Here is a 19,904-nt window from a genome sequence, read left to right on the forward strand (position 1 = left end):
ATCCTTTTATTTATATTTCTTAAACTAGTTCCTCAACCTGAGAAGGAAGAGAATAACTTTCTAAAAATTTATCAACCATTTGAACAGGCTCATCATATCCGTAGTTCCTAAATGAATACCCTTTGGTTACAAAAGGCGCGCCATTATAGAATAATTCATACTGTTGATGTCTACCCCCGAATTCTGAACCAATGATATCCCATACTAACTTAAATAATTTAATCTTTTCCTCAGCCCCAACACTCGTAGAACGGATATATTGATACATATCATCTTTCGTTTCAGGATTGATAAGTTCTTTGTATGAAGATGGTAATTGTAATACCCCTCCACCGCATAGCTCTCTTAAAATTTTAATGGTGGAAGTATAAATAGTTTCCTGTTGACCAACTACACCATAAAGGAAACGTGGATCAGGCCGTGCCACACCGTTTTTGTCAATAGTACAATTATATTCAGAAGCTAAAAGATTACCTTCTACAGAAGCTGCAATAGATGCAAGTTCACCCAATTTCTCTTGAACGGAAGGGATTTTATCTATTCCATTCATAGCAGTAACTTTTCGAGCTGCACCAATCAAAAATTTCAATTTATTGCTAAACCTTATTTGCGCTTGATTGTTGCCCCATACATGAGCTGGTGTTTCATGGAACTGAGCTCTCAAGATGTCAATATTTTTATAAGCAAAAATATCTTTCCATGGAATAAATACATCATCAAAAACAACTAGTGAATCACTTTCATCAAAACGAGAGGATAACGGATAATCAAATGTGCTTGGGGATTTTTCAGCATAACTAGGTCTCGCATAGAATTTTAGTCCCTTAGCATGAATTGGTAGTACAAAAGATAGAGCATAATCTTCATCGCCAGGTCGAAGTGGAGTAAGGCAACTTACAAATAAGTAATCTGACACTGCTGATGCTGTACCAAGCATCTGAGAGCCTCGAACAACAATGCCATCTTCTCTTTCTTCGTATACTCCAACTGGGAGGAACTTATCTTCTAGCTCATGAGCTGCTTTACTTCGATCAATTTGTGGTGGGATAATAACGTATGTTACATATAAATCCTCATCTCGCACATATTTATAGAAATTCAAAACGTTATTTCCAAAACCTTCTCCTCCACGATCAAACACTTCGGGTGAACTTGCAAATGCAGCTAAAAAGCTAGCAACATGATCAGGACTTCTTCCAACAAATCCACAAGTTGCTTCAGACCATTTAGAAATTGCCATTCTTCTCTCTTTTAGCTCTTCACGGCTTTTTGGGATCATATAAATTTTATTTGCTAGAGTCCCCTCCTCAGTTTCGTATGTCATCTTCTGAGATTCATCTGATGCTAAATCGTATAACCCTGCAATAGTTTGTGTGATTCCTTTAAAAGCTGGATGAGTGGTTACATCTTGAACCCTTTGTCCGTTTATGTAGATCGCTCTATCATCTTTCAATGCATGTAAATATTCTTTGCCTGTTCTAACCATATCCAATTCCTCCTAATACATTAAATAAGTATATGTTTTAAAATCAAGAAGTGATTTAACAAAGAACTAAGGATTTGTATTCTGTGTTGTGTATTATGTGTTATGTATACATAGAAATTTTGTATTTTTACTGTACTACATATTAATTTTCTTGTAATGATTTTTGTTAGAAACTATCACATTGTTTCGAAAATTATAATTGTAATTCGATGTAATACTTATCAATATAAAATTGAAAGTGATGGAGTTTCTATGAAGTCGATTCCAATCATGTAATTAAAGTGAGTTATGAACACTTTATATCAAAATTTTATGCTTAAACCATCATAATTACTTTTATAAATTTAATATCCAGGTGGATAGGAAACGCTTTCATTTAATCGGTAGAATATAGTGCTGATTGATCTCTTATCACTTCAAAAATCCTTGATTTACAATCTACCGTAAGTTTTATTATTTTACTCTCTATAGCAAAAACCTAGGATAAAACACTAGAAAGAATTTTACTAAGGTTTTTACTATAAAGGTGAAAAAAGACCAAGAGATGCAATCCCCCCTTTCAATCATTTGTAAGAAAATCAGGAATTGTCAACAATACGTAATGTTTCTTTTGTTTTTTCTAAATGATTCAAAATCACCTGCGAAGCTAGTTTAGAGTCTTTTTTCTCTATACTTTGGATAATCTGATTATGTTCCATCAAAACATCTTTCATTCTCCCTTGTCTACTGACTGCTTTTAAACCCATAAGCTGAGTAAGGTTATGAAGATTTTTTAGTACTCGCTCTATTATAGTGAAATTCGCAAGTCTTGCCAGAGACAAATGAAATTCGTGATCTAATTCGATAAATCTAATAGCATCATCATTATTCAATGCTTCTTCTTGTTGCTTCAGAATTAATTTTAGTAATCTCATTTGTTCAGGTGATGTAATTACTTCTGTTAGCTTTCTTACAGTTTCAACTTCAATTGCACTTCTTAGTAAAAAGATTTCATCATGTTCCTCTGGTGTAATCTTTTTTATAGCTAATCCCTTCCTTGGAATAGAAACAAGTAAACCTTCCTTCACTAAATCTTGGATAGCTGCCCTTACTGGTGTTCTTGAAGTATTTAACCTTTCTGCAAGTTGAACTTCTGTAAAGATTTCATCCCTGGTAATACCACCAAATAAAATCGCTTTCTTAATTTCCTTATAAACTTTATCTTGAGTTGTTTTTTCCTTTTCGATTGGTTTTAATTGAATGATATCCATCATATTAATCCACCTTTTTGGTAATTCTTTATAATATTAATATTCTGAATCTTAAAATTAAAAAAGCTCTATGTGTTCTATGTATACATAATACACAACACTTAAAACATAAGTCAACAATATTTTTGCAACAAAAACTATTTTTAATCTTAATCTCCCCTTTAACCTTTGTTATATCCCTTTGCAAGACATCAACATTAATTGAAAGAGTACAATAACACCAGAATGTGTATCTTAAGATTAATTTCTTGATAACGACGTTATTGGAAATTTTTTAGTTTATTAAAATTAAAGTTACTTTACCTATTAAATTTCGGAAATTTAGAACGCTTCAAACGAGAATTAGAGGAGTGTAATCTTTATTATAATCACAAAAAATAAAACCAAAATTAAAAGGAGTGACTTCTAACATATAAAGCCTACTTCTAAATGAAACGATGATTTTGTTCTACTACATTGTTATTAAGGTATCGGATTCATCTGATTTTAACGCATTCATATATCATCTTAGGGGTAACAAAATATATCTTTGCGTTATATTTAAATTATCTTTTAAAAAATTAATAACCAATGATCATTCATTATAATTTTACTATTAAAAATAATTTGACTTTTTTTGTAGCTATGTTTATATTTGGTTTATGACTAACTAACGTTAGTTAATAAATGCAGAAAACAGGTATTATAATAAAAAAAATTTAATTAATCACATTTTGTAAGTGCTTACATTGCACTTTTGTAAAACCTGTATTAAAAATTTTAATTTAAAACTAGGAGATGATATTTATGAAATATCCACTTTCCCCTGATGTAAAGCCTGAATTTTGTGCAACAGGTACTTTTATGCGTTTACCTTCTCAAAAGGATAATGCACAGTTAGCCATTGTAGGTATGCCTTTTGACACAGCTGCTTCTTTTCGAGTAGGAGCTAGGTTTGCTCCACAAGCTATTCGTCAAGCATCTATGACTCTATTTCCTTATCATCCTATTCATAAAGTGTATCCATTTGAACAAATGAATGCAATTGATATTGGAGATATTCCTGTTATCCCTCATAATATTCACCGAAGTTATGATTTAATGAAGGAATCCATATATGAATTGATGTCCAAAGGAATCATACCTATTGGATTAGGCGGAGATCATTCCGTCACTTTAGCTAGTTTACGTGCTGCAGCAAAAGTATATGGGCCTGTAGCTATGATTCATTTTGATTCCCATACAGATACTTGGGATACATATTATGAAGAAAAATATTGGCATGGATCTCCTTTTATTCGAGCACAGGAAGAAGGGCTATTACAGGCTGATAAAGTATTTCAAGTTGGAATTCGAGGTACGTTAAATCACCCTGGAGACATACAAGCAAGTCATGATTTAGGTTATAGTGTGGTTACAACTAGTGAACTTCATAATCGTGGGTTTGAAGATGTTCTGAAAGAGATTAGAAAAACTATTGGTAACACTCCTTGCTTCTTAACATTTGATATAGATTTCGTTGATCCTTCTTGTGCTCCAGGAACAGGTACACCTGAAGCAGGTGGTTTTAGCAGTTTTGAAACACTAAAAATGATTCGTTCTCTAACTGACTTTAACTTTATAGGTTATGACGTAGTTGAAGTACTACCTTCCTATGACCCTAGTCAAATCACTTCCCTTTTAGCAGCAACGCTTGTACATGAATTTGCTAGCCTTGCAGCATTAGGTACGTAAGAAGCTAACTAATAAGACGTTAACTTTTAAAGGGTCATTACGTATAAAGGAGGTAGCTCTTTACGATGAAAGGATTACCGGAGCTTAGGCGTTCACTAAATATAAGGTATGTTATTTTATTTGGACTTTCTTTTATGGCGCCTGTAACAGTCTTTAGCACATACGGTATTGCTATGGAGCAGACTCATGGGATGATTCCAACAGCATATATTATTGCTTTAATTGTTATGCTATTTACTTCATATAGTTACGCTAAAATGGTCCAAGTATATCCTAGTACTGGTTCAGCCTATACCTTTGTTCAGAAAGGAATTAATTCACATCTTGGTTTTCTGGTAGGATGGGTAATTTTATTAGACTATCTGTTTAGTCCTATGATTAGTGCTTTACTTTTTGGAATTATGGTGAATGCTTATTTTCCAAGTATTCCTGTCGTTGTATGTATTGTTTCTTTTATTATAGTTGTGACTGCTATTAATATTTTAGGGATTAAGGTTGCTGCGAATGTAAATACCTTTTTAGTAGTATTTCAAGTTCTCTTTATTATTGTTTTCTGTCTTTTTTGTATAAATGGACTTTTATCAGGAAAAGGCACGGGAGAATTGTTTACTAAGGATCCTTTTTTTAGTCCCGATGTGAATCTTAATAATCTAATATCAATTGTACCCCTGTTATGTTTTAGTTTTCTAGGGTTTGATGCAGTTACTACGTTAGCTGAAGAAACCAAGAATCCAAAACAAACACTCCCTAGAGCTATTTATGCTACGACATTGATTGGGGGATTATTATTTGTAATATCTACCTATTTTGCCCAATTAATTTTTCAGAATTTTAATATTTTTAAGAATCCGGATACAGCTATAGTGGAAATTATGATATATACCGGCGGTAACTTTCTTAATAGTTTGTTTATTTCTGTAGTAGTGATAGCTTCTACTGCTTCTGCTATAGCTTCAGGAGGTAGTGGTGCAAGGATATTATATGCAATGGGCAGAGATAATGTTCTACCTAAGAAGATTTTTGGGTGTATTTCTCCCAGATTCCAAACGCCTATATATAATATCTTAATCATCGCTTGTATTGCTATGAGTGCTGTGTTTCTGGATATAGAAACAGCCACTTCTTTTATTAATTTTGGGGCCCTGTTTGCTTTTACATTTGTTAACTTTTCTGTGATTGTTCATTATATCGTAAGAAAGAAGCAGATATCATCTAAAAGTATCATTTTGAATTTACTTATTCCATTGATAGGAACTGGCATAACTTTATTATTTATTACAAAGTTAAATATTCATTCTTTAGTATTGGGAATTACTTGGCTGCTAGTAGGATTCATTTACTTATTGTACTTAACAAAAATGTTTAAAGAACGTCCTCCTGAGCTAAATTTTGAAGAGCAAAAAGACGAATTCGATGTAAAATTAGTGCAATAATCAGCCAATATTCCATTATTTTTAAAGAAAAGAGGTAACTTCTATGGCTATTAAAAAAGCAGATATTGTTATTTCAAGTAATGCTATTTTCACAGGGCTTGCAAATAAACCAACATCTGGTGCAATTGCTATCTTAGATAATAAAATTATGAGTGTAGGATCAAAAACAGAAATTGAACCTTTTATAGGAAGCAAGACAAAAGTATTTAACTATGGAAATCAATTAATTATGCCTGGATTTCATGATTTTCATCTCCATATTATGTTCAGTGCACTAAGCATAGACAGTGTTAATTTATTTGAGGCCAGATCAGCTCAAGAAGTAGCTACCAAAGTACTTGAATTTTCAAAAGGTTGTTCTGAGGGAGAATGGATTATAGGTATGCAATGGGATGCAGGTTATTGGCACGATGAAGAAGAACCACATTATAAAATACTTGACTCTGTTATTCCAGATCGACCTGTTGTTCTTTTTCACGCGGAAGGTCATTATGTATGGGTAAACAGTAAAGCTATGAATTTAGCAGGGATTACTGAAGGTATATGTGATCCAGATTTTGGTCGTTATGAGAGAGATAAAGATGGTTTACTGACTGGGATTTTATATGAACAAGCTCAACAGATAGTTTTAAAAAAGGCTTTAAGATTAACATCGTTCAAAAAGGAATCGATTTTAAAAAAATTTTTAGGATTGTTATCCCAATACGGAATAACTTCTGTAAACGATTTGTATGCTCCATTGGATGATTTTATTCAGGACTATGACCTTTATGAGAAATTAGATAAACAAGGTCAATTAACAACTAGACTCCATGTCACTCCAGAATTAGATGGAGATTTAGAGAAAGCCCAAATACTAAGAAATAAGTACCAATCAAAGAAGTTTCAATTTTCAGGGTTAAAACAGTTTATTGACGGAACAGTTACAGGGCATACAGCTTACTTCCTGGAACCATACTCGGACCAATTAGATATCTGCGGTCATCCAGCTTTTGATCGTGAAGTCTTAATTGATCGAGTTGTGAAAGCAGATAAACTTGGATTTAGAATTCGCTTTCATGCTATTGGAGATGCGGCAATTCGATTAGCCTTAGATGCTTTTGAAGAAGCTATACGTAAAAATGGGAAAAGAGATTCAAGGCATACCATAGAGCACATTGAAGTAATTGCCCCGGATGACATTGAACGTTTTTCTAAACTAGGAGTTACTGTCTCTATGCAACCTGATCACATGGCTGCTTCATCAAGAGAGGTATATTCTTCAATTATAGGTCCTGAAAGAGAAAAAAATGTTTTTTTAACGAAGTCGTTTTTAAAATCGGGTGCACATTTGGCTTTGGGAACAGATTTCCCGGTTTCTATCTCATTAAATCCAATGCGACAAATATATACAGCAGTTACAAGAGTTGATAGTAGTGGAAATCCGAAAAGCGCATGGCATCCTGAACAAAAGCTTACTTTAGCAGAGGCTTTAAAAGCATACACATTGGGTTCAGCCTATGGATGTTTTAGGGAGTACGAGCTAGGTACGATAGAAGAAGGAAAACTTGCCGATATTGTGGTTTTAGACAGAAATCTTTTCGATATTCCTGTAAATGAAATCCTCAAAACCAAAGTAGAACTTACAATAAACGATGGGGAAATTGTGTATAAAAACAAAGAAACTTCTTTACCAAAGGTCTCTTCATAATATAGTTCCACTCCACCTATATATCGGAAAAGTAGAACTATATTTTTATAAAAAATATTTAAATATTTAGCTGAAAAAGGGAAATGAGTTTATAATTACATTAACTAACGTTAGATAGTTTGGAGGCTCATCATGACAAAAGATGAAATTAAAATCATTTCCTTAACACTTTTCACTAATTATGGATACGAGGGGACTACTCTATCCGAAATTGCCAAAAGGGTAGGTATACAAAAACCATCAATATACAACCATTTCAAAAATAAGGATGATATTTTCTTGTGTCTGTTTGACGAGATTTTAGAAGAACATATACATCAGATTAAAAAACTGGTAGAAGAAATAAATAAACTTTCTTCTGAAGAAAAATTAAAGTATATCCTTCTTAATACTTGTAACTATTATAAAAACCATGAAGATAAAGCAACTTTTTTAAAGAGAGCAATGATCTTCCCACCAGAGCATTTGAAACATATACTGAATGAAAAATTCCTTAGATCTGAAAAATCTTTTTCCTCTATTTTACGTACTATCTTCATAGAAGGAATTGAAAAAAAAGAAATACGCGAAGGAAAAATCGAGAACTTAATTATGTCTTATTTCTGCTTAATTGATGGGGTATTTATGGAATTTTCTTATTATGGAAAAGAGAAAATGGAACCTAGAATTCAGAATATATGGGAAAATTTTTGGTTTGGTCTAAATAGGTAAGTATCACAAACCTTTCTTATAACTTAATAAACCTTTTATATTGGAAAGATTTATTTTCACTTGTTCTTTGTAAGCAAATTTGGTGTTTTATCTGATTTACTAATTAGAAATGAAAAACATTTTGGTTATGTAAGATTATTATAAGTCTAATTGTAAACATAGGTATATAGTTAATTATTTATTACATATTACTGTACCTGTTATAAAATTCATAGTACTCGCATTCCCAAAATGACAAATTAAAAAACACTCAGGTTCCAATAGCCAGAAAAAGTGTGTGTTGAAAAAATGCTGTATAAGAAGTTAATGTAAAATCCATTAAAAATCAAGAAGGAATTTAATTGGGTGGTAATCTGAATGGCAACTAAAGATGCAACACAGGAGCTCCTATCAGAAGAAATAGAACGTATTAGAGAAATTATGATATATACAGCTTTAGAAGAAGGACTTGTAAGTGAAAACACAGTAAAAGTAAGTCAGGTATTGGATATAATGTTAAATAAATTAGAAGAGACTTATTAAAAATGCAATCCCTTACATTGCGAGACTGCCCCTATACAGTAAGACAAATAAAAAGGGAGATTTGCTTCTATTAAGCAACCTCCCCCTTTTAATGAGTTTCTTCTATATTATATTGTTTTTATTAAGACACGGATTTAAGTTGCTCTGTTAAACGGAAAAAAGCTTCTTTATCTTTATTTTTTAAGGACTGATCAATTTCCTCAAGGATCTTACTTTTTTTGAAGTTATTCATCATTTGATCTAGAAACAATTCAGCTAACATTTCATCACGTAAATTTGGATCAACTCGATCCATTTCATTAAGTGCATTATTTTCCATAAACCGTCAACCCCTTTATCTTTTTCTCTTTTGCAAACAGTATTCCCTTTTACACCCTTTTTATGCAAAGTTGATAGATGAATTGAGACATAGAATAATATGTAATATACATGATTACGCCCCTATTTCCTTTTGATGCATCTACTGTGTATTACACAAATAAAAATAAGATTTTTATAAGGTATCATGAACGAAATAGGGAGTTGAAATTTAATGCATTGAAGGAATTTATTATAAATAAATCTCAATTAAAGAAACTTTAATAAATATGCCTTTACTAAGTAAGGGCTTTTTTAAATTGGCTTTGTTAAGTAGTATTGTTTTTTCAGGTATAAAATATGGGAACGTCCGATTTGGAGGTTCCCGTTCTTATTCTATTAAAGTCCCCTATAATGGAATAACTGTAAAGCTAATGAAGCTTTTTTGAAAGCTGGGTTTCCCTAAGATAACTTACTTTAATGAACAATATAAAAGTAAATGTTGTTTATTTATAAGGAAAAGTATTCAAACACTTGAATTAATCAGTGACTTTTTAATGGTTGTATTGGATTTGAGTCAATAATTTGGACACAAAAAAGTTAAGTCTTAAGCTATTTTTCTCATTTGATCCTCAATTGCTTGAGGGGTTTGATAGTCGAGGCTACTATGGATTCTGTTTCGGTTATACCATCCTTCTATAAACTGAAATATGGCTAATTTTGCAGCTGAATAATCTGTGTATTGCGTATGATACACTTCTTCTTTCTTTAATATGGCATGAAATGACTCTATGCAGGCATTATCATAAGGGCAGCCTTTCTGGCTGAAAGACTGCTTCATCTCGTATTCGTGGACATGCTGAGTAAACTCACTACTGGTGTATTGTGAGCCAAGATCCGTATGAAGAAGTAAGCCCTTTTCGGGCTTTTGAGCAGTGTAAGCGTTCCTAAGTGCTTCTATAACCAGTTCGGATGTCATGGAACGGGAAAAAGAATAGCCAACGATTTTTTTAGAATGCAAATCTAATACAGATGCCAAATAGCACCAACCGTCTCTTACTGTAGGGATATACGTAATATCTGCCACCCATTTCTCGTTAATGGTCTGTGTAGAGAAATCTCGTTTTAACAGATTATCTAGCTGTATAACCTTTTCTTTTGACGGATAAGGACGGTATTTTTTCTTTGTGATCGAACGAATTCCTGCCTTTTTCATTAAGCGTTGAACGTGTTTTAGGCTTAGATAACACCCATTATTTACTAAGGTCTGATGAATTTTTGGGACACCATAACGTGCTCTACTTTTCACATGAATTCGTTGGATTTCTTTCGTCAGCTTCTGGTTTTCCTGTTCGCGGTTTGATACCGTCTTCTTGAACGAGTGGTAGTAGCTACTTCTTGGAATCGTTAACACTTCGCACATTTTCTGAACGCTGTATTGCCCTTTATATTTCTCGATAAAATGGTTGAGCTCTGCTTCTGTCACTTTTTCGCGAATATGGCCATAGCCTTTTTTAGAATATCTAGTTCTTGTTTTAACCGAAGGTTTTCCTTCTGAATTTCAGCTAATTCTTTGGGTGTTAGAGAGCCTTCCTCTGAGTTGATAGGTGTAAAGGCCTTCACCCATTTATAGATTGTTACTTCTGATACGCCATATTCGCTGCTTAAATCTTTAACCGAGTTTCCTGCATGATATAAATCCACAATCGTTTTCTTAAACTCATCATTGTATGTTTTGCCTGCACGTTTACGTTCCATTTCGGACACATCCTCTCAAAAGTCATTGTAAGGACTTAATTAAATGGTGTCCATGAAACTATACTAACTCCAAACTCCTATCCAGATAGACTATTATAGTTTTATTTCTATCTGATTATATATCAGAATTGAGTTAAGGGATCATGAATATCATATACACCTGTAGTTACCATAATGTGATTTATCGGAAATCACATGTAAAAAAGCCCTTTTATTAAGGGCTTTCACTTGTTTACTCTTATATATTTAATGTTACATTTTGGGAGCTTCCATACCAAAATTCGCCCATTCTTCTTTTGATGGCCCATAAATACCTGGAACGGGTAAACCTGCCTGCCTCATAAGAACGGTCATTTGTCCCCGGTGGTGGGCTTGATGTTGTATTAAAAACATTAAAAGTGACCCATTTGGTATTTTCTGACCCAAAAAGTCTATTCGTTCTTCTAACGTTTTGTCGATCCATTGAGTTTTTAATGCTTGTACAAATGCGTCACTTGCTTGCTGATAGCTGTCTGCTATAAACTGAGCCGTATTAGGAACAGGCCAATCTTCAGACGGTGCCTCAAACGTTAAGTTAGTATTTGAAGCAATTATGTGAATGGCAGCTACTGTATGCCAAGCAATACGTCCTAGAGTCCAATTCTGCGAAGTAATTTCCTGTTTAAGAGACCCATCAGTTAAATTTTTTAGTAGTCTCTGGGTAGCATTTGCTTCATATTCCCAAGATTTCAAAAAACTATCTAAACTTTGAAACATAAAAATCCCCCTTTTGTTTATCCTTTTAATTCCATTTTAACAATAGTTTTATTATAAAACATTATATATAAGACGTTCATTCCTAATTTACATAAAGTCTCTTTCCGGAACACATCACAAAAAAGAACCCCTGTGGCAGTAGGGTTCTCAATGAGGCCTTGTTTCTTCTTTATGCATCTTTTTATACATCCTTGATAGATCAACACTTTATCAGAAGTTAAGGGTTAATTAGGTGCATAAAAAGTGCACCTTTTATAAATACGCAATAGTATAAAAACACTTTAATTTATTAACAAATTATTTATGTCTTACGAGTCGATTAGTAAGTTAATCACTACTTACTACAATAGCTATCTCATTCTATGAGGTAGCTTTTATAGCATAATTTCAATCAATCCAGAGAGAGTTAATGAAATTGAAGTAATTCTATAAACTAACTTATAAAAGGTAAAGTTTTATTATTTCCTCTTATTATCGAATTTGTCCATTTCCTTGTATAATATATTTGATAGTTGTTAATTCTTTTAAGCCCATTGGTCCACGTGCATGTAATTTTTGAGTACTAATACCGATTTCAGCACCGAATCCAAATTCTTCTCCATCAGTAAAACGAGTGGATGCATTAACATATACAGCTACAGAGTTCACATGTTTTAAAAAACGCTGCGCATGATCATAGTCTTTTGTTACAATAGCCTCAGAATGACTCGAACTGTAGCGATTAATATGTGAAATAGCCTCATCAATATCTTTCACAACTTTAATTGCTATCACATAGTCTAAGTATTCTTTTTCCCAGTCCTCTTCTGATGCTAATATTACACTATCCACAATTCTAGTTACCATTTCATTTCCTCGTACTTCAACCCCTTTTTCATGTAATGCTTCAACTATAGTTGGTAAAAATTCTTTTGCCACATTTTCATTTACTAGTAGTTTTTCTGCTGCATTACATGCAGATGGACGTGATGTTTTTGCATTAACAACAATCGATTTTGCCATATTAAGATCACAAACTTCATCTACATAAATGTGACAATTACCTGTCCCAGTTTCAATAACTGGCACCGTTGCATTTTTTACAACTGCCTTAATTAGCCCTACACCCCCACGTGGAATAAGTACATCAATATATTCATTAAGTTTCATTAAAGAGAGTGCAGTTTCACGTCTTGTATCTTCAATTAGTTGAATTGAACCTAAAGGTAAGTTTGTATCAGCGATAGCTTTGGATAATATATGTACAATAGCTTTATTTGAGTGAATCGCTTCACTACCTCCACGCAAAATAACTGCATTACCCGTCTTTAAACATAGCCCTACTGCATCACAGGTTACATTTGGTCTAGCTTCATAGATGATTCCAATTACTCCTAATGGTACCCGTTGCTGACCAATTTGTAATCCATTTGGACGTTTAAAAGAGTTTTGTATCTCACCGATAGGATCTTGTAAATTAGCTACTTGACGTAAACCATTAGCCATATCTTTAATACGATCACTATTTAGCATTAAACGATCTAACATTGTTTTCGATGTCCCTTTTTCTATAGCGCTTTTTACATCCAATTGATTAGCTTGTAAAATTTCTTCAGTATGTTGAATTAAATAATCAGCCATCTTAATTATAGCCTTTTGTTTGTATTCACTGTTTATGCTGCCTAAGATATATGCTGCCTTTTTTGCCTGCTGTCCTTTAATTTTTAACTCATTCATTGTGAAGTACTCTCCTTAAGTTGAACGAAAAATATATTTTTTCTTTTTCAATAGTATTTTTAAAATTGTTTTACTAAAGATTATTTTAAATCAATAGTTTTACTAAACATAAAAGAATATGTAATCATAGGAAAAATAACTCTTGTATAAGGGATTATAGAAAATTAGATCAAATTTACCCATCCACTGACAATTTTTTACAGATTATAATAGATAGTTAATACCCGAATTTTTAAAATGTTTTTTATGAAATTATTATCTTAGTTTAATTGTTTACCTGAATAAGTATAGAAAGCTTTGCATAGCCTGATATCCAAAATTTAAGCCAAAACCAATCAAACAAATTCCAGCTATAATCATTATCCACCTTAAACCATGAGGATTAAGCCGTTTTCGTCCAAAATGAACAGTAGTAGCAACTGTTAAATCCCATAACATAATTCCTAAAAAAATAGCTCCACTATACCATAATGCTTGTTGTTTCCCTATTGTATTTATTGATTGAGTTAGAGCCGATCCATAAATGCCAACCCAAAATATAATGTTAAGGGGATTAGACATAGCTATTAAAAATCCCGAAAATAAGGACTGAAAAGGACTTTCTTTTGACTTTTCGTTTTTCTCTTCTATCTTTACGTTAGAGGCATCTTTAATACTTTCATATCCTAAGTAAATCAAGGTGAAAAAACCAAAGGTCCACATTATTAATTTAGCCATTGGATGTGTTAGATAAGTAGCAACTCCTAAATAAATAAGAAGCATCATGATAATGTCTGCAAACATAGCTCCTATTCCTACAAACCAAGCATTCCAAAAACCATTTTTAATTCCCTTATTAATTTGAGCTACATTTATAGGTCCTACGGGGGCAGATAGTGAAATTCCTAGTAAGATATAACTAAAGAAAATAGCTATAATATCCTCCTCCATTTCTTTGTCAAACCATCTTAATATTATTAATCAAAAAGACGTTAGTGGTTATTAAACTAATCGGATTATTATTATTACATTTATGTATATATTATACAGATTTATTTATATAAAAGAAGAGCTTTTATAATCTCATAATAATACTTTTTCCATGTTTCAATGGTTTTTTTATTCATTCTTGACACCTCCACCAATAATAGTTTTTTAAAATTTTAAACTTATATTTATTTTAAAAGTTAAATTATCAAATTCACATTCTATAAATAACCTTTTCGGGGATTATATTATTCAATTGTAATTTATTTATTTTTTTTGTCTTTCAATTGAAAAATAAACCTGTTGTCTATATTGAGATAGACTTTTTGGCTTTCCCGACTTCTTGGAAACGATGTAATTTGTAATACTAAAAAATCTAAAATTTTAAGAAATACTAGGTTTTATTAATTGATCATTAAATTTAGAACATATTAACAATGCTTTCCCCTGATTAAACTAATAAAATTCACAAAAAAACCTTTGCAGTTTAAGCAAAGGTTTTTTTATATAAAAATTAATATCTTTTTAGTTATGTAGATTATGAAGCAAGGTCTCTTGTTCATTCTCAGATTCAAATAAAAAATCATTATTTGTTTCAATTTCAGATAACACAATGTGTGTTACAGTTCCAGCAAAAGATGTTACAGCATTAATAAATTCTTCTGTATCAGAAAGATGCTTTAAACGTAACTTTACAATATAACAGGCTTCCCCTGCAATTCGATAGCAAAACTCTGCAGCTGGGTAATCTGAGATAAAGTTTCTGAATTTTTGATAGTCTCCGTATCGTAACGTAACTTCTACAAAGCATTCAATATCATAGCCTAATTTTTTATAATCAATTTCAATAGAGTAATTTTTTATTATCCCTTGAGATTCAAGCCTCCTTACACGTTCAGTAACAGAAGGGGCTGAAAGATGAACTCGCTTTGCTACTTCTCGCATGGATAAGCGAGAATCTTCTGTCAATAATTTTAATATTTTTCTATCTGTATCATCGATTTTCATTTGCTAAGAAACTCCTTTAGATTAATTTTAAATGCTAATAAAAGCCATAAAATTCATGTTACATGAAATACCAAATATGTAATTTATATTTTATCATAGGTAATAATAAAGTAATTAAAAATTCAGTATGATTTAACTAAAATTATTTGAATTAAAAAGGTGATATTTAACATAAATATTATACCTTGAAAGCGTTTTTATTAATTCCTAATAATTTAAATAATTTTAAATTATTAATTAATTTATTGTAAATACCGTTGACTTCAACCTTTTTCGTTTGGTATAAATGTGTTTGATTAACATAATTAGGATAATTAGTTATAAAAAGATAAAAAATAGTTATTCTAAAATAACCAACGGAATAGGAGAATTTTATGTTTGAAAAGAATGAAATTTTAAATTGGAATGAAAATGATTGGAAAAAGAAGGCTTTTATTAATTTCACTGAAGATCTTACAGGTAAAAACCCTAAATTTCCTTGTATCTTTGGAACAAGTGGATATCAGAAAAATGAACTAAGATTTGATTTCTTTCAAAGAATTGACATTGAATCAATTAAGCTCTTAGGACAATCTTTGATTGAATATTTGAAAATCGCAAAAAAATTAGGTAGTTATACTTCCTTTGTCGCTTTTTTTAATATTGAAACTAATAAGGATGTCGAGGAATATGAAAAAGACTTTTGGCAAGTATTAAATATGTTACATAGAATAGATGAGTCCCCGTGGCCAGAAGATATATCGAAAGATACAAATAATCCTCAATGGGAATTTTCATTTGGGGGAGAACCTATTTTTGTAGTATGTAATACACCAGCACATAAACTGAGAAAAAGCCGTAGTGCTAGTACTTTTATGATTACCTTTCAACCACGATGGGTATTTGACGAAATTGGACTATTAACCCCTAAAGGAGAAAAATCTAAGAAAGTTGTAAGAGAACTATTGAAAAAGTATGATGATATTTCTGAATATCCATATCTAGGTTCTTACGGGGATCCAGAAAATAAAGAATGGTTACAGTATTTTATTTCTGAAACAAACGAAGTTTCAAATATTGAAAAATGTCCATTTCATCAAATGTTAAATCAGAATAGTATGGAACTGGAACAAGTGAAGTATGTAAGTGGAAAAAATATTAGCTTAGAACAAGCTGTATTTGAACTATTGCCAGAAACAGGGTCAGTAGAGGTACAACGAGATACACCTTTAAGGGAACATAAGACACATACCCATCCTACAAATGAAACTCTCTTAATTATTGAAGGAGAGATTACTTTCTACGCAGAGAATCAAAAGATATCATGTAAGTCAGGAGATAGAATTTTACTTCCTGCCAATACAAAACATTCATCTATTGCAGGACCTAATGGCTGTTTATATATTATTGCATTAGAATTTGTTAACCCTGAAATTGAAAAAACAAAAGAAAAAGTGGGGGCTGCACTGTGAATAATGAAAATATTGAAAAATGTCCATTTCATCAAATGTTAAATCAGAATAGTATGGAACTGGAACAAGTGAAGTATGTAAGTGGAAAAAATATTAGCTTAGAGCAAGCTGTATTTGAACTATTGCCAGAAACAGGGTCAGTAGAGGTACAACGAGATACACCTTTAAGGGAACATAAGACACATACCCATCCTACAAATGAAACTCTCTTAATTATTGAAGGAGAGATTACTTTTTACGCAGAGAATCAAAAGATACCATGTAAGTCAGGAGATAGAATTCTACTTCCTGCCAATACAAAACATTCATCTATTGCAGGACCTAATGGCTGTTTATATATTATTGCATTAGAATTTGTTAATCCAGAAATTGAAAAGGTAGGCGCTAGAATATGAATAATCGTAAATTAGGACTAATTATGCGTAAAGGGTATAAAATTCAGGAGGACCATATTGAAACATTAGGACGCCTAGTAGATCATATCCACATTTGGACAAATATTAAAGAAGCAGTAAATGATCCTAGATTCCAATATGTCCATATTGTTCAGGAAGATAATGAAGAAACTTTAGTAAATAAAATATATAAAGAAGCGATACAACATGGTATTAATAAATTTATTACTTTTCAAGAAACAGATATCATTCTTACTGCAAAAATAAATAACCTTTTAAGAAATCAATTTTTATCCGTTGAAGTGGCCGAAATATCACGTGATAAATCCAAGCAAAGAGAATTTATGTCAAAATATAATTTACCAACCCCTTCTTATTTTAAAGTAGATACTATAGAAGAAGCAATAAAAGTGTCTGAAAAAATTAGTTATCCCTTTATTTTAAAACCAACTTTGGCAGCTTCAAGTTCGAATGTCTCATTGGTGAAAAATGAACAACAGTTAATTAAAGCTTTTGAGAAACTAGAAGAACTTCGAAATTCAAAGAAAGGTTATTATTATAACAACTCTTCTCAATCGCTTGCATTGATTGAAGAATTTTTATGTGGAGACGAAGTGACTGTTGATGGAGTAGTTGCAAACAGTGAATTTTATCTAGGTGGTATTCATAATAAAAAGAGAATGAATGGACCATATTTTGAAGAGGATGAATATACTCTTCCTTATAACGGTAGCTTAGATAGTGAAAAAGAAATATTATCTATTGTAAATAAAGTTTGCGAATGTCTGAAATTAAAGGAAACTTTATTTAATGTCGAGTTAAGAAAAGATAAAAATGGTGTTTTTAAAATTGTAGAATTTAGTGTTAGGGTTAGTGGAGGACATGTATATCGTAATATTCGTGACGTTTATGGTATTGATTTAATAGGAGTTCATATCTCAAGTATCTTTCATGATGAGCAGGGGAAAGATCTATTTAGCAGAAGATTCACTAACCCAAAAGTTAGTACGTGCATCAAATTTATTTATAGAGAAGGGCATATTGAAAAAAATAATGTTGGAAAAGCTCTAGATTCTCCTTATTTTCGCGCTTATTATCCTACTGCTTCTATTGGAGAGTATATATCTTGTGCTCCGAATGGCTTTGATATAGTAGGTTTGCTTTCAGTAAGATGTAAATATAATTCTTTAGAAAGTATCTCAGAAGCTATTAACATATCTAAAGAATTAGAAAAGAAATTAAACTTGAAGGTATCGGCTAGGCTGGAGAAAGAGGTAGTTAATGCACTTTAGAAATTTTATTTTTATAATTGTGTTAGCCTTAACTTTGTGTGGGGAGGGTATGCTGACTGTAACTCTTACTTGGACAATATTAGATGAAGGTGGTTCTGTCGCACAATTAGGTGGGATTTTATGTATTATGAGTGTACTGCCTTTTCTTATGCAGAAATATTCATCCGATTTAAGGAAATTAATTACCAACTCACCTCTTTCGGTTTTCAGTATCTGTCGGAGTATAGGTATTGCAGTAGTTGTTTATAGTTTAATAAATTCTGATAGCTTAAGCCTTAATAGTTTATATATTTTTGCAGGTATTTTCTCCATTATTTTATTTTTATCTACTCAAAGTTTAGAAACGTTTATGTCACAATTGGTTCTTGAAGGAAAAATGCCTTCGAAAAAAGCATCAAATTTATTACAAACTTCTATACAAATTGGAGCATTTGGGGGAAATGCTATCGCAGGTTTTATGCTTAACTTAGGTGGTTTCACATATGTTCTATATGCTTTGCTCTTATCATTAAGTATAGGAATATCAATACCCTTCTTTACTAAAAAGTTAAATGAAGAAGGAGAAGAAGGAAATAATGACTCTAAGAGAAAATCACATGATATACAAAATCAAAAACTAAAAAATAATTCTTTTGTTTTAACATTAAGTATAATAGCAGTAGGTATATTAACTATCCAATTGTCTGCTTTTAATTTTCTTATCCCTATTATATTCCATGATGTTCATCAATGGGAACCTTCTCAATATGGTATTGTAAGTTCAGCTGCTGGGGTGGGAGCATTAATTGCAACTCTTATTGGGAAATTTGAAAAATATATTCCAGCACGTATATTTATATTAATTGCCTTTATTGATCTGGGCTTAGGGTTTATCAATTCTTGGTATATAGCAATCTTCTGCGCTTTATGTTTAGGGTTTGTATTTAATCGTTCTAGAATATTTCAGAGACAAGTTATGTTTGATCATATATACCGGAAAGAAGAGACATCTATTTGGACAAGCCGTTCTACAGTTGTACTACAGGTTACTAAAGCTGCCTCTCCTTTAGTTCTAGCTTTTCCTATTGGGTGGTTTGGAACCATTCACTCTAGTGCTTTATTGGGAAGTATTGGTGTAATTGTAGTTATATCATTAAGTATTATATATTTATATCAAAGAAAAAATAGTAAAATTACTGAAGAAAAAATAGAAATTTTAAAGAATGTATAAAAAGCTTCATATCCAATAAAAAAACCCTTCCGAGAACTCTTATTTCATAAGAGTTCTTTCGCTTGCTTGGTTCCTTTAAGATCTATTGTGGTAACTGACTTTGGATAGATACTGGAGGTTATGGTACAAAGGCTACATCTATTTAAAAGAACTTTCCTTAGTTTTAAATTGAATGTGCCTACAAAGCGATTTTTCTTTTTACAATAAGAATCAATGATAGCAAGAAAACAAAAGTTTCTAAAATGCTGAT

17 protein-coding genes are annotated in these 19,904 nt (G+C 31.8%); 9 read left to right on the plus strand and 8 right to left on the minus strand.

What is annotated here, in order from left to right; genetic code table 11:
* Nucleotides 1–19 precede the first annotated feature (19 nt).
* Both ACLHDF_RS26475 and ACLHDF_RS26480 read right to left on the minus strand, forming a co-directional pair.
* The gene (locus ACLHDF_RS26475; RefSeq protein WP_413921515.1) at nucleotides 20–1,486 is read right to left on the minus strand and encodes a 4-hydroxyphenylacetate 3-hydroxylase family protein; all 1,467 of its coding nucleotides are present in this window, start codon (nucleotides 1,484–1,486) and stop codon (nucleotides 20–22) included.
* A 578-nt stretch (nucleotides 1,487–2,064) separates the two neighbouring features.
* The gene (locus tag ACLHDF_RS26480; protein WP_413921516.1) at nucleotides 2,065–2,736 is read right to left on the minus strand and encodes a GntR family transcriptional regulator; all 672 of its coding nucleotides are present in this window, start codon (nucleotides 2,734–2,736) and stop codon (nucleotides 2,065–2,067) included.
* A 786-nt stretch (nucleotides 2,737–3,522) separates the two neighbouring features.
* Here ACLHDF_RS26480 and speB point away from each other — a divergent pair.
* The 5 genes from speB (at nucleotide 3,523) to ACLHDF_RS26505 (ending at nucleotide 8,805) form a co-directional block, all read left to right on the plus strand.
* Nucleotides 3,523–4,449, plus strand: a complete 927-nt coding sequence (gene speB, locus ACLHDF_RS26485) for an agmatinase (protein WP_413921517.1) — start codon at nucleotides 3,523–3,525, stop codon at nucleotides 4,447–4,449.
* Between the two features lie 65 nt (nucleotides 4,450–4,514).
* Entirely contained in the window at nucleotides 4,515–5,882 is a 1,368-nt protein-coding gene (locus tag ACLHDF_RS26490; protein ID WP_413921518.1) for an APC family permease, read from the plus strand.
* 43 nt (nucleotides 5,883–5,925) lie between these two features.
* A complete protein-coding gene (locus tag ACLHDF_RS26495; protein ID WP_413921519.1) occupies nucleotides 5,926–7,572 on the plus strand; it encodes an amidohydrolase in 1,647 nt (548 codons plus the stop codon).
* A 132-nt stretch (nucleotides 7,573–7,704) separates the two neighbouring features.
* Nucleotides 7,705–8,283 carry a TetR/AcrR family transcriptional regulator gene (locus ACLHDF_RS26500; RefSeq protein WP_413921520.1) on the plus strand — a complete coding sequence of 193 codons (579 nt, stop codon included), beginning with the start codon at nucleotides 7,705–7,707 and terminating at the stop codon, nucleotides 8,281–8,283.
* Nucleotides 8,284–8,640: 357 nt separating this feature from the next.
* A complete protein-coding gene (locus ACLHDF_RS26505; protein ID WP_413921521.1) occupies nucleotides 8,641–8,805 on the plus strand; it encodes a Spo0E family sporulation regulatory protein-aspartic acid phosphatase in 165 nt (54 codons plus the stop codon).
* A 121-nt stretch (nucleotides 8,806–8,926) separates the two neighbouring features.
* On the opposite strand, the gene ACLHDF_RS26510 is transcribed toward ACLHDF_RS26505, so the two are convergent.
* The 6 genes from ACLHDF_RS26510 to ACLHDF_RS26535 all read right to left on the minus strand — a co-directional run bounded on the left by ACLHDF_RS26510 (nucleotide 8,927) and on the right by ACLHDF_RS26535 (nucleotide 15,306).
* Nucleotides 8,927–9,124, minus strand: coding sequence for an IDEAL domain-containing protein (locus ACLHDF_RS26510; RefSeq protein WP_413921522.1), 198 nt, complete (start codon nucleotides 9,122–9,124; stop codon nucleotides 8,927–8,929).
* Between the two features lie 585 nt (nucleotides 9,125–9,709).
* Nucleotides 9,710–10,860, minus strand: a protein-coding gene (locus ACLHDF_RS26515) for an IS3 family transposase (protein ID WP_413921523.1) whose coding sequence is annotated in 2 segments (ribosomal slippage) — nucleotides 9,710–10,620 and nucleotides 10,620–10,860 — 1,152 coding nt in all. Because the reading frame shifts where the segments join, the coding sequence is not laid out codon by codon here.
* A gap of 252 nt (nucleotides 10,861–11,112) precedes the next feature.
* Entirely contained in the window at nucleotides 11,113–11,616 is a 504-nt protein-coding gene (locus ACLHDF_RS26520) for a DinB family protein (RefSeq protein WP_413921524.1), read from the minus strand.
* Nucleotides 11,617–12,087: 471 nt separating this feature from the next.
* Nucleotides 12,088–13,332 (minus strand): glutamate-5-semialdehyde dehydrogenase, encoded by a 1,245-nt coding sequence (locus tag ACLHDF_RS26525; RefSeq protein WP_413921525.1) that lies wholly within the window; start codon nucleotides 13,330–13,332, stop codon nucleotides 12,088–12,090.
* Between the two features lie 273 nt (nucleotides 13,333–13,605).
* A complete protein-coding gene (locus ACLHDF_RS26530; RefSeq protein ID WP_413921537.1) occupies nucleotides 13,606–14,250 on the minus strand; it encodes a LysE family transporter in 645 nt (214 codons plus the stop codon).
* A 573-nt stretch (nucleotides 14,251–14,823) separates the two neighbouring features.
* Nucleotides 14,824–15,306, minus strand: a complete 483-nt coding sequence (locus ACLHDF_RS26535) for an Lrp/AsnC family transcriptional regulator (protein ID WP_413921526.1) — start codon at nucleotides 15,304–15,306, stop codon at nucleotides 14,824–14,826.
* A gap of 374 nt (nucleotides 15,307–15,680) precedes the next feature.
* Here ACLHDF_RS26535 and ACLHDF_RS26540 point away from each other — a divergent pair, with 374 nt between their 5' ends.
* From ACLHDF_RS26540 to ACLHDF_RS26555, 4 genes are read left to right on the plus strand one after another with little or no spacing between them, the layout of a single operon-like run.
* Nucleotides 15,681–16,757 carry a YqcI/YcgG family protein gene (locus ACLHDF_RS26540; RefSeq protein ID WP_413921527.1) on the plus strand — a complete coding sequence of 359 codons (1,077 nt, stop codon included), beginning with the start codon at nucleotides 15,681–15,683 and terminating at the stop codon, nucleotides 16,755–16,757.
* The gene (locus tag ACLHDF_RS26545; protein WP_413921528.1) at nucleotides 16,754–17,152 is read left to right on the plus strand and encodes a cupin domain-containing protein; all 399 of its coding nucleotides are present in this window, start codon (nucleotides 16,754–16,756) and stop codon (nucleotides 17,150–17,152) included. Before ACLHDF_RS26540 ends, ACLHDF_RS26545 begins: the two co-directional genes overlap by 4 nt.
* On the plus strand, nucleotides 17,149–18,444 hold the full coding sequence (locus ACLHDF_RS26550) for an ATP-grasp domain-containing protein (protein ID WP_413921529.1): 1,296 nt from the start codon (nucleotides 17,149–17,151) through the stop codon (nucleotides 18,442–18,444). The genes ACLHDF_RS26545 and ACLHDF_RS26550 overlap by 4 nt, the downstream gene beginning before the upstream one ends.
* Nucleotides 18,434–19,654, plus strand: coding sequence for an MFS transporter (locus tag ACLHDF_RS26555; RefSeq protein ID WP_413921530.1), 1,221 nt, complete (start codon nucleotides 18,434–18,436; stop codon nucleotides 19,652–19,654). The genes ACLHDF_RS26550 and ACLHDF_RS26555 overlap by 11 nt, the downstream gene beginning before the upstream one ends.
* Nucleotides 19,655–19,904: the final 250 nt, after the last annotated feature.

It is taken from the genome of Priestia megaterium, from assembly GCF_046599315.1.
GTDB lineage: Bacteria > Bacillota > Bacilli > Bacillales > Bacillaceae_H > Priestia > Priestia megaterium_F.